Origin of the sequence: Mycobacterium sp. pR1184 (genome assembly GCF_041287235.1) — a bacterium.
In the GTDB taxonomy this organism is placed as follows: domain Bacteria; phylum Actinomycetota; class Actinomycetes; order Mycobacteriales; family Mycobacteriaceae; genus Mycobacterium.
In genome coordinates, this window is record NZ_JBGGKR010000008.1 from 190887 (window position 1) to 205243 (window position 14357).

13 protein-coding genes are annotated in these 14357 nt (G+C 65.8%); 4 read left to right on the forward strand and 9 right to left on the reverse strand.

Features of this window, described 5'->3' with window-relative positions:
- Nucleotides 1-35: 35 nt before the first annotated feature.
- From ACAG21_RS16340 to ACAG21_RS16350, 3 genes are all read right to left on the reverse strand, one after another.
- Complete coding sequence (locus tag ACAG21_RS16340; protein WP_370497196.1) at nucleotides 36-1643, reverse strand: nickel-dependent hydrogenase large subunit; 1608 nt, start codon at nucleotides 1641-1643, stop codon at nucleotides 36-38.
- 54 nt (nucleotides 1644-1697) lie between these two features.
- Nucleotides 1698-2669 (reverse strand): hydrogenase, encoded by a 972-nt coding sequence (locus ACAG21_RS16345; RefSeq protein WP_370497198.1) that lies wholly within the window; start codon nucleotides 2667-2669, stop codon nucleotides 1698-1700.
- 68 nt (nucleotides 2670-2737) lie between these two features.
- Nucleotides 2738-3304, reverse strand: coding sequence for a DUF1641 domain-containing protein (locus tag ACAG21_RS16350; protein WP_370497199.1), 567 nt, complete (start codon nucleotides 3302-3304; stop codon nucleotides 2738-2740).
- Nucleotides 3305-3560: 256 nt separating this feature from the next.
- On the opposite strand from ACAG21_RS16350, the gene ACAG21_RS16355 reads away from it, so the two are divergent.
- Nucleotides 3561-4622 (forward strand): AraC family transcriptional regulator, encoded by a 1062-nt coding sequence (locus ACAG21_RS16355; RefSeq protein ID WP_370497201.1) that lies wholly within the window; start codon nucleotides 3561-3563, stop codon nucleotides 4620-4622.
- Between the two features lie 18 nt (nucleotides 4623-4640).
- On the opposite strand, the gene ACAG21_RS16360 is transcribed toward ACAG21_RS16355, so the two are convergent.
- The 4 genes from ACAG21_RS16360 to ACAG21_RS16375 are packed head-to-tail and all read right to left on the reverse strand — an operon-like array spanning nucleotide 4641 to nucleotide 8353.
- Nucleotides 4641-5543: a LysR family transcriptional regulator gene (locus ACAG21_RS16360; protein ID WP_370497203.1), complete on the reverse strand. Its 903-nt coding sequence runs from the start codon at nucleotides 5541-5543 to the stop codon at nucleotides 4641-4643.
- Nucleotides 5540-6490, reverse strand: coding sequence for a CbbX protein (cbbX, locus tag ACAG21_RS16365; RefSeq protein WP_370497204.1), 951 nt, complete (start codon nucleotides 6488-6490; stop codon nucleotides 5540-5542). Before cbbX ends, ACAG21_RS16360 begins: the two co-directional genes overlap by 4 nt.
- Nucleotides 6487-6912 (reverse strand): ribulose bisphosphate carboxylase small subunit, encoded by a 426-nt coding sequence (locus ACAG21_RS16370; RefSeq protein ID WP_370497206.1) that lies wholly within the window; start codon nucleotides 6910-6912, stop codon nucleotides 6487-6489. Before ACAG21_RS16370 ends, cbbX begins: the two co-directional genes overlap by 4 nt.
- A 10-nt stretch (nucleotides 6913-6922) precedes the next feature.
- On the reverse strand, nucleotides 6923-8353 hold the full coding sequence (locus ACAG21_RS16375; protein ID WP_370497208.1) for a form I ribulose bisphosphate carboxylase large subunit: 1431 nt from the start codon (nucleotides 8351-8353) through the stop codon (nucleotides 6923-6925).
- Between the two features lie 169 nt (nucleotides 8354-8522).
- On the opposite strand from ACAG21_RS16375, the gene ACAG21_RS16380 reads away from it, so the two are divergent.
- Complete coding sequence (locus ACAG21_RS16380) at nucleotides 8523-9521, forward strand: class I fructose-bisphosphate aldolase (RefSeq protein WP_370497209.1); 999 nt, start codon at nucleotides 8523-8525, stop codon at nucleotides 9519-9521.
- Here the strand turns inward: ACAG21_RS16380 and ACAG21_RS16385 are convergent.
- Both ACAG21_RS16385 and ACAG21_RS16390 read right to left on the reverse strand, forming a co-directional pair.
- On the reverse strand, nucleotides 9509-10723 hold the full coding sequence (locus ACAG21_RS16385) for a GAF domain-containing protein (protein WP_370497211.1): 1215 nt from the start codon (nucleotides 10721-10723) through the stop codon (nucleotides 9509-9511). The two genes, ACAG21_RS16380 and ACAG21_RS16385, sit on opposite strands and share 13 nt — an antisense overlap.
- Nucleotides 10720-11400, reverse strand: a complete 681-nt coding sequence (locus ACAG21_RS16390; protein WP_370497212.1) for a response regulator — start codon at nucleotides 11398-11400, stop codon at nucleotides 10720-10722. The genes ACAG21_RS16385 and ACAG21_RS16390 overlap by 4 nt, the downstream gene beginning before the upstream one ends.
- A gap of 157 nt (nucleotides 11401-11557) precedes the next feature.
- Between ACAG21_RS16390 and rpe the strand changes: the two genes are divergently transcribed.
- The gene (rpe, locus tag ACAG21_RS16395) at nucleotides 11558-12244 is read left to right on the forward strand and encodes a ribulose-phosphate 3-epimerase (protein WP_370497213.1); all 687 of its coding nucleotides are present in this window, start codon (nucleotides 11558-11560) and stop codon (nucleotides 12242-12244) included.
- Nucleotides 12241-14307, forward strand: coding sequence for a transketolase (tkt, locus tag ACAG21_RS16400; RefSeq protein WP_370497214.1), 2067 nt, complete (start codon nucleotides 12241-12243; stop codon nucleotides 14305-14307). The genes rpe and tkt overlap by 4 nt, the downstream gene beginning before the upstream one ends.
- The last annotated feature ends 50 nt before the right edge of the window (nucleotides 14308-14357 follow it).

Genomic DNA, 14357 nt, shown 5'->3' on the forward strand with positions numbered 1-14357 from the left:
GGCAGGTCCCAAGCCGCAGTCGTGAGCAGTCAGGATCACACCATCCCGTTGATCACGAACCGGGACAACTCTTTACCCGTCTTGCCGTCATAGGCGTGCACGGTGCACACCAGGCAGGAGTCGAAGCTGCGCGCGACGTGGCCGAGTTCCACCGGGTCTTCGGGGTCCACGATCGGCGAACCGACCAACGCGCTCTCGATCGGGCCGAGCACCTGTCCACTGTCTCGCGGACCGATGTTCCACGCGGTGGGGGTCACAACTTGATAGTTCTTAATCTTGTTGTCCTCGAGCACAATCCAGTCTGAAAGCGAACCGCGTGCGGCTTCGGTCGATCCGAACCCCATGCCCTCGGCGTGCTCGATAGGCTTGGAATAGAAGCTTTCCTTGAGGTTGAGCTGGTCGAGCCACTCGCGGGTCCACTTGTAGTACTTGGGGCCCTCATGCATGCGAGCCAACTGGCGGACCATGACGCTGGGTCCGATCTTGTTGTACATGTCCACGAAGAGCGGGTCGTTGTCCTGGTGTGCGGCGGCATTCGGACCACCGGCCGCCATCCGACGAGCCAAGGGGCCGGCTTCCAGTGGGATATTGCCCAGGTTGCCTACGGCGTACCGCGGCGACTTGGCCCAGCTGTACTTGCCGTCTTTGCGGCCCTGCTCGGGGTCGATCGGAATGGTCTCACCTTCGAAGGGATGCAGCGCGCGGCTGCCCTCGTAGAACGAGTGCGTAACGTCCTCGCGAACGTTGGCCTGGTCGAACTCATACCACTGACCCTTCGCGTACACCCCGGAACGGCCGATCAGCGCGGCATTGCGCCCGTCGATCGTCGGATGCTCATATAACGACGGGTCGAAGTAGGTGCCAGTGGCGATGTAGTTGCCGACGCCGGCGCCGTACTTGTCCAGGCCCACGTCCAGGCAGTAGCGGATGAAAAAGCCGCAGTCGCTGTTGTATTGGGATTCGTTCTCGTCCACCCAGGCCAGTACGTCTTCCCAGGTCTTGTTCTCCAGCCAGCGGTCTATGGTGCACCCCAGCCAGCGTGCTTCGAGCCAGTTGTCCTTCCAGTGCTCGAGGATAGCGATCGAGCGGGTGACGTCGGACAGCGTCGGCGCGCACATCACCCCGCCGGGCACCATGAAGCTCGAGTGCGGCCACTGCCCGCCGAAGATCGCGTACACCTCGACCGGCTTTGCCGAAAGCACCACGCCCGGTTGGTAACTCGTACCGACGTAGGGGGCGAACCGACGCACCGCTTCGTCGTAGAGCTTGGACTTCCCGTAGTTCTTGTTGGTCAGGTCGATCGCGAACAGCGCGTAGAAGTAGCGCGGGATGGACTGCAGTGTTTCGCAGGCCTGACAGATATTGCGCACCAGCGTGGCGTTGGGCGGCATGTGCGTTCGCCACGCGGTGTCCAACGCGTACGCCGATTTGTAGAGGTGGCTGCCGCCGCAGATGCCGCAGATGCGCGGACACACAATGAGGCCGGCCTGCGGGTCCTTGCCGCGCAGGATGATTTCGAAGCCCCGGAACATCGCGGCCTCGGTCCAGGCCGACGTGACGACGCCGTCCTCAACGGTGACGCGAACGTCGAGGTCTCCCTCGACGCGGCCCAATGGGCTGACATAGAGGTCGAGCGCAGTCATGAATAATCCTCCTGAGATATCTAGCACTACCGGGGCTGTGGGCGTGCGGGGTCGTCAGACCACGAACATGTCTTCTTTGGACCATTGCGGTGCGGCGATGCGGGCGGCCGCAGCGTGCGCCATATAGGTCAGGTGATCCGATCCCTCCGGCACTTCCCTCGGGATCATGCCGCTGACCTTCTGAGTCTTGAACACGGTCCCTGGCGCGAGATCAAAGTGCGGGAATTCCGGTTCGGTGCAACCCAGGCACGGCATACCGGCTCGTGTCTTCGACGACTGGCGGTTCCACAGGATCCGGTTGCAGGGTGAGTGGGTCATCGGGCCGCGGCAACCGAACTCGTAGAACAGGCAGCCGGTGCGGGTGCCCTCTCCGAACGACGTCGTCGATTGCTTGTACTCAAAGAATTGCACTCGCGTGCAACCGGTCTGGGTGAACGTCTTGAAGAACGTCTCGGGCCGGTGTAGTTCGTCGAGGGTGATGTCGCCGGCTCGACCGGTGGCCAACGCGACGAGGATCTGGGTGATCCAGTCGGGGTGTGCGGGGCAACCGGGGATGTTGATCACGGGCAGGCCCATCTTGGATCGGAAGTCGGGGCCCAGGAATCCGCCCTTGTCGCGCTTGTGGAATTGCAGGCCGGTCGACGCCGACGGGTTGGGCTCCATGGCCGGGATGCCGCCGAAACATGCACAGTCACCGATCGCCACGACGATCTGCGCGGCCGCGGCCAGGTCGGTGACCCAGTCCTTCATCGCACGATCCGCGAACATGTCCATGCGGCCGGTGCCGTTTGGCGCCTCGATGACCGTGCCCTCGAACACGAATATGTCCAGCGGCCGCTCACCATTGACGCAATCCCAGAAGACCTTCTGCGCATTCTTTCCGAGTTCGAGCCCCAATGAGGGATGCCATAAGAGGTCCAGCCCGAAATCGACGATCAAGTCGACAACATTTGGCTCCTCGGCATTAAGAAAGGACATTGTGTTCCCACTACATGCGCCGCCTTGAAACCATAAAACAGAAGCCATTGGAAACTCCTTCCGAAATGGCGGCCGAGGTCGCGGCCGCATTGCTGAATCGTGGGCTGAAGTCCGTTTTACTGCGGGAGACGCCTGCCGAATGCTCGCGCTACCTGTACCAGGAAACCCAAGCCCCGGTTGACGTCTTTGTCCTTGCTGACCCGCCACAGCCCGAACAACCCTTTCGGGCCCCCGGGATCCGCCGTGGCGGCCGCTTTCCCCACGACGAGGGCCTGGCCCACCTCTGCCAGCACATCGACGGCCTGCGGATCGACGAGCGGCGACCGCAGGATCTTGGTCAGCGCCGGCGCGGCAGTCACCAGCGACGACGCCAGTTCCGACAAACTTGTGGCGAGCGCCGACAGCTCGACCGACCCTGCGTCGGATGCCACACCGCCAAAGCCGGGCAGGCCGGCCATCGAGGCGCTGCGCGCTCCCGCGCGCAGTTCGCCGACACTCGAGGCCAACGTCTCACTGATCTCGTCACCGCGACGCACGAAGCCGTCGAGGCCGGTCAGCAGGATCGCCAACAGATCGGCGTGGTCGAGCAGGCTGTTGAGCGCCGCCGCGACGGTCGGGTCGTCGAGCCGTTCGCGCAACTGGTCGTACGGCGACAGAGTGGCGACCTGACCGTTTGCCGACATGGCACCTCCTGGACGGATCGGGTGGGCTGTTCCCCGATTTCGCGAGGACCACAGCGAGCTGTGGTCCCGATCACAAACTAGCGGCCGGTTGGCGTTCTGCCTATCGCTTTCGCGCAGCAGCTGTCAGGATTGCGAAAAGTTAAGCGCGCTGGTGCGCGCTCAGTTGCCGGGAGACTTGCATGATTGTCACCGATTGTTTAGTAAGCGCTTCACGATTCGACGGTGTGTCCATGCTGCTACAAGCAGGCGCTACGCGGTGTCGCGGCTAACCCGTCTGGGCTATATCGACGTCCGCCGCACCGCGAACCCGGTGCGGCGCAAGGTCCGTTCGCGAGGCGTCCCACCGGCCCTGGCTGACAACGAGATCTTCTACACCGAGAACCCGGCCGAAGCCACGCGATTGATGGGCAAGGCGTTGGCGCCGTTGTCGTTGCAGGTGGGCCCCGATGACGCCGCGGGGTTTGCTGCGACCATGCACGGCGTGCGGCTGCGCAACGTCAGCATGCTGTACCTCGACGTGCATGTCGCGGCCACGGTCGACATTCCGGTGCTCGGCCAGTACTTCGGTGTGCACATGCCCATGAACGGACGTGCAATGGTCGACCACCGCGGCCGCAACTTCGAAGCCAACACCATCCGCGCGGTAGTGACCAGCCCGGGCGAAGCGCTGCGGATCCAGTTCGACCACGACTCCCCGCAGTTGCTGATCCGGATCGAGCAGCGCGCCATGGCCGCCCACCTCACCCGGCTCCTGGGCCGAACCCTGACACGGCCATTGGAGTTCGAACCCGAATTCGACCTCGCCAGCGAGGCCGCCATGCGTTGGCATACCGCGGTTCAGCTCATCCACAGCGAAGTGTTCCACCCCGGGTCGCTGATCCAGCGGGGCCAGGGCATCGGTGCGATCGAGGAACTGGTGATGAGCACCCTGTTGCAGCTGCAGCCGTCCAACTATCACGAAGAGTTTCTCCAGCCGGCTCAGCCAGATCCACGCCGGGCCGTCGTCCATGACGCCATGAACTTCATCGACGACCATCTCGCCGAGCGCATCACCATGGACGATCTCGCCAGAGTGGTCCATATGAGTGTCCGCTCGATCCAGCAGGGCTTTCGCGACGAACTGAACATGACGCCGATGACCTACGTTCGCGAGCGGCGGCTGGAGCGCGTCCACGAGGAGCTCATGGACGCGATGCCCTCCGACGGGATCACCGTCACGGCTGTCGCCGAGCGATGGGGCTTCAACCATCTCGGGAGTTTTGCCGTGGAATACCGCAAGCGGTGGGGCGAGGCGCCCTCCGATACGCTGCGGCGTTGATCCCTCGCCGGGTCGTTGCTACGACGCGCGAGGCACCGCGCTCACCTGACGCCAGCCGAGCTCGGGATGGGAGACCAGGTGCTCGATGAGCAACTCGGTGGCCATGGGCGGCGTGGGTTGGCTGACGACATGCCAGGGCCGTTTGATCGGAGTACCCGGCACGGGTAGCTCCACGAGCGTGCCGGAGTCGAGTTCGCGCTGCACCGCCTGCCGCGACACCAGCGCGACGCCCAGCCCCGCAACGGCCGCCGCCACCACCGCACCGTGCGAGCCGAGCACCAGCTGTGGCGGCGCGACATCGAGCTCCTCGAGCAACGTCATCAGCGTCGAGCGGGTGCCGGAACCCTGCTCGCGCAACAGCCAGGTGGCCGTCCCCGCCGCGAAGCCGTCGGCCAACTCCGGGCACCCGACGACGATCAGCGTGTTCGGGCTGATCGCGCGGACCCGGACTTTCTTGCGCAACTCCTCGGGCGGCCGACCCGCGAACACCAGGTCGACTTCGTGCCGCGACAGCATCGGCCACAGCGCGCTGCGCGCGGCCACCTCGACGTGCAGGACCACCCCCGGATGTTGCGCGCGAAACGACGCCAGCGCCGCCGGGATCAGCAACTCCCCCGCCGATGTCACCGCGGCCAGCCGGATCGAGCCGTTCTCCGGATCCGCCTCGCCGCGCGCGGCCAGAATCGCCTCGTCGTGTAGGCCAAGGATGCGGCGCGCGTACTCCACATAACGCAGACCCGCCGGCGTCAACCGCACTCCCCGACCGTGCCGATCGACCAGCGTGATGCCGATGTCGCTGCTCAAAGCCCGCAACGCCGACGAGATCGACGACTCGGTGACCACCAGGCGTTCGGCGGCCCCGCGCACCGACCCGGTATCAGCCACCTCGACCAGCGCCCGCAGGCGCGCATTTGTTGTCATGCCGTCTCCCGCGTCTCGAACACCCGGCTGGCCAATAGATCTACCGCTTCGATCGTGGTCAGCTCGGCCAGGCCGACCGGCGTGTCGGCGTCGGCAAGAAGCCGGCGCGCATGCCGCAGCCGGGCCCGCTCCAGCGCGTTGCGTACGCTGCGCGCGTTGGCGAACCATGGCTGGTCGCGACGTAGCTGGAGGTATCTATGCAGCACGCCGCGGGCCTCCTCGGAGAACCGGTAGCCCAAGCCGGCGATCATCAGGCCCGCGATGTCCTCGAGTTCGCCGACGGTGTAGTCCGGGAACGTGATGTGGTGGGCGATGCGACTCTGCATTCCGGGGTTGGCCGAGAAGAATTGGTCCATTTTGTCGGCGTAGCCGGCCAGGATCACCACCAGGTCGTCCCGGTTGTTCTCCATCACCTGCAACAGGATCTCGATGGCTTCGCCGCCGTAGTCACGCTCGTTTTCGACCTTGTAGAGGTAGTAGGCCTCGTCGATGAACAGCACGCCGCCCATCGCGCGTTTGATGACGTCCTTGGTCTTGGGTGCCGTGTGCCCGACGTACTCCCCCACCAGGTCGTCGCGGGTGACGCTGACCAGATGGCCGCGGCGCAGGTAGCCAAGCCGGTGCAGCAGGTCGGCCATCCGCGTTGCCACCGTCGTCTTGCCGGTGCCGGGATTGCCGGTGAAGCACATGTGCAGGGTCGGCTGGGCTGCCTGCACACCGAAACGTTCCCGCATGCGGTCGACCAGCAGCAGCGCCGCGATCTCGGCGATGCGGGTCTTCACCGGCTCCAGGCCGACCAGCTCGCGGTCCAGCCCCGACAGCACCTCATCGACACCCGAGTTAGCCCGGGCCGCCGCCAGGTCGACGACGGCGTCCGGGTCCAGGGTCTCCGGCGTCGGCTCCGCTTCCGGCTCGGCGAGAGCCGGCCGGTAGCCGAACGCGGTCATGACGTCTCATACCTCTGCCCGCTCGGCCGCTCGGTGGCGTAAGCGAAGGTGCTGTAGCCGATCTGCCGGTTGGCCCGCTCGGCGCGGTCCAGCCGGAAGCCGGGCTCCTCGGCGGGCCGGTTGACGATGAACGACAGCGCCGTCGTCTGCCGGCCCAAACTCGCGTCGTACGCGTTAAGCCGGATGTAGCTGTTCGGGTTTGCCGCCCGACACGCGTTGACCTCGAGCAGCACCCCGGCCGCGTCCTTGAGGTCGAACATCGGAAGCCCCCACATTTCCCAGTAGATGTTGCGCGGATGCGGGTCGTCGGTGAACTCCACCGACAGCGGCCAGCCGTGGTCGAGGGCGTAATCGATCTGGGCGGTGATCTCCTCGTCAGTGAAATCGGGCAGGTAGGAGAAGGTGCCCTGGGTGATGCGCATGTGTGGTTCCTTAAACCCGGGTCGGCGTCGCGACGACGTCGGGGGTGTCGGTGGATTCGTAGTTGAAGGTGATGTCGCCCCAGGTGGCCAGCGCGGTGTCCAGCGCGCGGTTGCGAGAGGCGGCCTTCTTCAGGATGTCGGGGCCTTCCTTGTAGTAGTCGCGGCCCTCATTGCGGGCCTTGATCATGGCCTCCAATGCGACCCGGTTGGCCTCGGCCCCGGCGGCGATTCCCATCGGGTGCCCGATCGTGCCTCCGCCGAACTGCAGCACCACGTCCTCGCCCAGGTAGTGGATCAGCTGGTGCATCTGACCGGCGTGGATGCCGCCGGAAGCGACCGGCATGACGCCTGGCATGGACGCCCACTCCTGGTCGAAGAACAGGCCCTTGACCGGGTCGGCTTCGACGTGGTCGAGGCGCAGTGTGTCGTAGAACCCGGCCGTGGTGTTGGGGTCACCCTCGAGTTTCCCGACCACCGTTCCGGCGTGGATGTGGTCGACCCCGGCCAGCCGCATCCACTTCGAGATGACCCGGAAGCTGACGCCGTGTGACTTCTGCCGCGTGTAGGTGCCGTGCCCGGCGCGGTGCAGATGCAGGATGACGCTGTTGTCGCGGGCCCATTTGGCCATGGATTGGATCGCGGTGTAACCGATCGTCAGATCGATCATCACGATCACCGACCCGAGCTCGGCGGCGAAGTTCGCCCGCTCGTACATCTCCTCCATCGTCCCGGCGGTGACGTTGAGGTAGTGCCCCTTGATCTCTCCGGTGGCGGCCTGCGCCCGGTTGACGGCTTCCATGCAGAACAGGAAGCGGTCTCGCCATCGCATGAATGGCTGGGAGTTGATGTTCTCGTCGTCCTTGGTGAAGTCCAGTCCGCCGCGCAGTGCCTCGTAGACGACGCGGCCGTAGTTGCGCGCGGAGAGGCCGAGCTTGGGTTTGGTGGTGGCGCCCAGCAGCGGTCGGCCGAACTTGCCGAGGTGTTCGCGTTCCATCACGATGCCGTGTGCGGGGCCCTGGAAGGTTTTGACGTAGTGGGTAGGGATCCGCATGTCTTCCAGGCGCAGCGCCTTGAGCGGTTTGAACCCGAACACATTGCCGATGATGGAACTGGTCAGGTTGGCAATGGAGCCCTCCTCGAACAGGTCGAGGTCGTAGGCGATCCACGCGATCCACTGCCCCGGTGCGTTGGGCACCGCGTCGACGCGATAGCACTTGGCTTGGTAGTGCTCGAAGGTGGTGAGCCGGTCCGTCCAGACCACCGTCCACGTCGCGGTGCTCGATTCACCGGCGACGGCGGCGCCCGCCTCCTCCGGAGGGACCCCCTCCTGTGGGGTGATCCGAAAGGCGCACAGGACGTCGGTGTCCTTCGGCTGGTAATCCGGCTGCCAGTAGCCCATCTCTGCGTACGGGATCACTCCCGCGTTCCATCTGTCGGTCATGGCTCGAATCGTGTCAGCGAATAATCAACCTGTCCATCGATAATAGGCGGCTGATACTTAGCTGAATAGTTAAGTATTGGGCGACCCCCATTGTTTCCACCATTCGGGTGACGCCGCCTTATCGGCACTGCTCTTACCGTGTGCGCACCCCAAGAGACAGGAAGCATTGATGAGCACGTGCAGGAAGATCGCCCAGGCCATGACGTCGCCCGGCAAGGGCATCCTTGCCGCTGACGAGAGCATTACGACGATGTCGGCCCGTCTCGAGCAGGCGGGCGTCACCGCGACCTCGGACAGCCGGCGGAACTACCGCGAAATCCTGGCCAGCACGCCCGGCCTCTCGGATGGCGTCTCGGGCATCATCTTCTGCGACGAAACGCTGGGCCAGGTCTTCAGCGATGGGCGGCCGTTTCCGCAACGGGTCCGCGAACTCGGCATGCTGCCCGGCATCAAAGTCGACGCGGGCGCGAAGCCCTGCCCGGGTTTGCCGGGTGAAATGGTGACTGAGGGGCTGGACGGACTCCCGGCCCGACTGGCCCGGTATGCGGAAATGGGCGCCGCGTTCGCCAAGTGGCGGGCCGTGTTCAGCATCACCGAAAGCACCCCCAGCTGGGGCGCCATCGCATGCAACGCCAACGCGCTGGCCCGCTATGCGGCGGCCTGCCAGGAAGCGGGCATCGTGCCGATCGTCGAACCCGAGGTGCTGATGACCGGCGACCACAGCATCGCCCGTTGCGCCGAAGTGACCGCCGAGGTGCATGCGGCGGTGCGCCAGCAGCTGGGCCTGCTACGCGTGGACCTGGCCGGCATCGTGCTCAAACCCAACATGGTGATCGAAGGCGAAGACCACCCCACCCAAGCCACGGCGGAAGAGGTCGCCGCGGCCACGGTTTCGGTGCTGCGTGCCTGGCCGGCCGACCTCGCCGGTGTGGCGTTTCTGTCCGGAGGACAGTCGCCGACGCGTGCCACCCGCAACCTGACGGCGCTGCAGGCCCATCGCACACCCTGGCCGTTGACCTTTTCCTTCGGCAGGGCCTTGGTGTCACCGGCACTGGCGGCGTGGCGCGGTGATGAAACAAAGGTCAGCGCGGCGCAGGAAGCGCTCTTCGGTCATGTGTCGGCCAACGCCTCCGCGGTGCGCCTGCGAGACGAGCTTCAACCGGCCTGATCTGTGATGCCCGCGCCATCCAGCGGGACCGTCACCGTGACGGTGGTACCCGATCCGGGCGTCGAGTGCACGGCCAGCCGCCCGCCCACCAGCTCGGAACGTTCTGTCATCGACAGCATGCCGTAGCTAGTGGGCGGGCGGGCGGACGGATCGAATCCGGCGATGCCGACCCCGTCGTCGGCAACCTCCAGTCGGGCTACGCCTGCCTCGACAGCAAAGCGAACCGTGGCGGTCATCGCGCGGGAGTGCTTCACGACGTTCTGCAAGCATTCCTGCGCGATCCGGTACAGGGCCACCTCGACATGTTCGGGCAACCGTTCATCGGCCAACTCCAGGTCGAGGTCTACCTCCGGGATCGTCGATACCAGGCTGGCCAGACCGCCGGCCAGACCCAGGTCGTCCAGCACGGGTGGTCGGAGCCCGCCGATCGCCGAACGGGCTTCTGCCAGCGTGAGATCGACCAGATCACGGGCCTTTTCGAGCTGCTCAGTGGCCTCGGCGTGGTCGTCGGTCTCGACGGCATGGGCGGCCGCGTCGAGCCGGTAACTCAGGCTCACCAACCGCTGAGAGATCCCGTCGTGAATATCGCCGGCCAACCGCCTGCGTTCGGATTCCTGCGCGGCGATCACCTGTTCGGCGAAACTGCCGTGCACCCGTTCCCGCGCGGCCAACTGCCGGTGCACCCGCGCCTGGTCGAACGCGCCGGCGGTCAACCGCCCGATCGCCAGCAACAGCTCGATGTCGCGGTCGGTGAACTCCCGGCGGGCCACCGTGTGCACATTGAGGACGCCCACGAGCCGGCCCGGTCCCGTCTCCATCGGCACCGATGCCATCGAAGTGAAGTCTGAGCCGCGTAACGCCGCGATCGGCACATAGCGAGGGTCTTCGTCTTTGCGGCTGGTGATGACAACGGGTTCACGGTGTTGCGCCACCCACCCCGAGACTCCTTCGCCAAGTCGCAGCTGAACCTGGCCGACGCATTCGTCAAAAGGTGGTGTTGCGCCGGCCAGGGTCAGCGACCCGCCGGAATCATCGAGGACGTGCACGAAGCACACGTCGGATGCCGTGGCCGCGGTGATGAGTCGCGCAACCGCCGCCGCTACCGGCTCGATCGCCGGACCGCTGCCGGTGGCGGCCACGATGTCGAGCAGCAGTGCGACCTCGCGGTCAGCGTCCACCAGACCCCGCACCGATCCCGTCACTGGTAGATCCCCTCGCGCAGCGCGACGGCCACCGCCGCGGTGCGGTCGTTGACGCCCAGCTTGCGATAAATGGAGCGCAGGTGACTCTTGACCGTCTCGTCGCCGATGACGAGTTTGCCTGCTATGCCGCGATTCGACAGGCCGGCCACGACGAACGACAGGATTTCGCTTTCCCGCTGACTCAGGCCCTGTCGCGCGCCCGGCCAGAATTCGTCGCGTTGCAGTCGTGCCGCGGTGTCGGCGGCCCGCGCGGCCAGGCCCGCGTCGATGGCAGTCGAACCGCTCTGGACATACTCCAGCTGCCGCACCAGCTCGTCGCTGTTGATGCCCTTCAGCAGATAGCCGGACGCCCCGACCCGCAGGGCCTGGAACAAGTACTGCTCGTCCTCGTAGACCGACAGCAGGATCACCTTGCTCGCGGGATTGCGTTCGCGGATGGCACGGCACAGGTCGAGGCCGCTGGCGCCCTGCATTCTGACATCGCAGAGCACAATGTCGGGTTGCAGGCTCTCGACGACCTTGAGTGCATTTTCGGCGCCCACCGCCTCACCGACGACCCGCACGCGGTTCCGGAAAGAGGCGAGCATCGCCTTAAGGCCCTCGATAACCATTTCATGGTCGTCAACCAATACGACCCGAACGGGACCCGTAATAGGCACTGCAGTAACCGCCGTCATGCGAACACGATAATTGCCGAATGCCGATGCCGTCATCTCCTTTTGCCGGATTTCACCGGTGACAATGTCACCCCGGATTCCCCCGCGTTGGGGGATTCAGCGTTCCCGCATTGCGCCCTAACGTGCTGGCAACGAGTTGCAGGGAGGAATCGCTTTGGTGACACCAACATTGGTCGCGTCCGTGCTGACGGCGGACTTCGCCGAACTGGGCCGCGACGTCGCAGACATCGAGCGCGCCGGTGTGGACCGGATTCAGTGGGATGTCATGGACGGACGGTTCGTCCCCAATCTGACCTTCGGTCCGGACGTGATCGCGGCCTGCCGCGACCGAGTCACAATGGGTTTCGAGGCGCACCTCATGGTCGAGGATCCCGACCCGATGCTGCCGCGCTGGGTAATCGAAGCCGGTTGTGAAATCGTGATCGTGCATGCCGAGGCGTGTCGGCACCTGCACCGCACCCTGACGAGCATCCGCGGTCTTGGCGCCCGCGCCGGCGTCGCCCTTAACCCGGCCACCCCGCTGGGCGCGGTCCTCGATGTACTCGACGTCACCGACCTGCTGCTGATCATGACGGTCAACCCCGGGTTCGGCGGCCAACGCTATTTGACCAGCATGGAATCCAAGATCGCGGCCGCCAGAGCCGAAATCGACCGCCGCGGACTGGATATCGAGCTCGAGGTGGACGGCGGTATCGGACCGGGCACCATCGCCGCTGCCGCAGCGGCCGGAGCCGACGTGTTCTGTGCCGGTTCGGCGCTGTTCGCCGGACCGAACATGACCGAGGCGGCGAGCGCACTTCGCGCGGCCGCCCGCGAGACCAACGGAAGGCTGGTGGCACCGTGACCATCACACCCAGAACGACCGGCACACCAGGAACCACGCTGGCCCCCAGCGTGACCGAACCCTCCACTGGCACAGACGAATTGGACCGGCTAGCCATCAACACGCTGCGGTTCATGGCCGCTGACGGCGTGCAGGCCGCCGGCAGCGGACATCCGGGTCTACCGTTGGGTGCCAGCGCGATCGCCTGGACGTTGTGGTCGCGCCACCTGCGTCACGACCCCGCCGATCCCCGCTGGCCCGACCGCGACCGCTTCGTGCTGTCCGCCGGCCACGGCTCGATGCTGCTCTATTCCCTGCTGCACGTGTTCGGCTACGACATGCCGGTCGAGCAACTGCGGAAGTTCCGGCAGCTGGGCTCGCTGACTCCCGGGCACCCCGAGTACGGTCATACCGCCGGCGTCGAAACCACCACGGGCCCATTGGGACAAGGGCTTGCCAACGCGGTCGGCATGGCGTTGGCCGAACGGATGCTGGCCGCACGATGCAATACCGATGAACACACCGTCGTCGACCACCGCACTTGGGTGCTCGCCGGCGACGGCGACTTGATGGAAGGCATCAGCCACGAGGCCGCATCACTGGCGGGGCGCCTCCGGCTCGGCAAGCTGATTGTGATCTTCGACGACAACGACGTCACCATCGACGGATCGGCCTCACAAAGTTGCACCGACGACGTCGAGGGCCGGTTCAGCGCCTACGGCTGGCGAGTGCTCAGCGTCCCCGACGGGAACGACGTGGCCGCGCTCGACCACGCGTTGACCGAGGCGGTTCGGACAGACGGCCGGCCCACCTTCATCCGGGTGGGCACGATCATCGGGTTTGGGGCGCCCGGCGTCGAAGGCACTTCGAAAGCACATGGGAGCCCGTTGGGATCGGAAGTGCTCCATGCCATGCGCTCCCGCTTGGACTGGCCCGACGAGCATTTCCACGTGCCGCTCGCGGTCAGCGCGACCGCCGCCGTGGTGGCTGCGCGGGGCAGCACGGCGCATGCGCGGTGGGCTCAGATGCATGCGGCGTGGCAGGTTGACCGTCCGCAGCTGTCAGCGGACTTCCCGCTCGACACGGTTCCCGCCGCCGAAGACCTGTCGGTGCTCACGTCGCTGGCCGACGGCCTGGCCTCCGGTGGAAAGTCAGCCACGCGCAAGGCATCCGGTGCGGCACTGGCAGCATTGGCCGCCGTCTACCCGGGGTTGGTCGGCGGATCCGCCGATCTGGCCGCCTCGACCAACACCGCGATCCCCGGTGGTGACATCACACCGGAGGACTACAGCGGCCGCACGATTCATTTCGGTATTCGCGAGCACGCGATGGCGGCGGTGATGAACGGCATCGCCCTGCACGGTGGGCTGCGCCCCTTCGGCAGCACCTTTCTGGTGTTCGCCGACTATCTGCGTCCGGCTCTGCGGCTCTCGGCATTGATGAAATTGCCTGTGGTGTATGTGTTTACGCATGATTCAGTGCATGTCGGCGAGGATGGTCCCACCCATCAGCCGGTTGAACAGCTGGAGTCGCTTCGACTGATTCCGGGGCTGACGGTGCTGCGTCCGGCCGACGCAGCCGAGACGGCGTTGGCGTGGCAACTGGCGGCGGATAACACCGACGGCCCTACCGCTTTGGTGTTGAGCCGGCAGGATCTGCCGGTCCTCGGCGCTGCCGGGCTGGACGACATCCGCCACTACGGCATGCGGGTGGTGCGGCCGGTAGCCGATACCGCTCATGTGATCTTGGCGGCCAGCGGCTCGGAGGTCGCCTTGGCACTCGATGCCGCCGAATTGCTCAGCGAGCACGGGATATCGGCGATCGTCATCTCGGTGATGTGGCGCGAACGCATCGCCGCCGCGCTGCAGGCCGACGGCACCGCACTGCCCGATCTGCCGGTCGTGTGGATCGAAGCCGGCGTGAGCAGCGGCTGGCGAGCTCTGGCGCGGCCGGCGGACACGGTGATCGGCATCGACCGCTTCGGCGAGAGCGGGCCGGGTCCCGAGGTGGCAGCGCATCTGGGCCTGACCCCGGCGGCGGTCTTCGACGCCGCGCTGCGCAGCATCGCCGCGGCATCCGGATGACTCGTGGCACTGGTGGCGGTCATCTTCGACGTCGAGATCTCCGGGCGGCC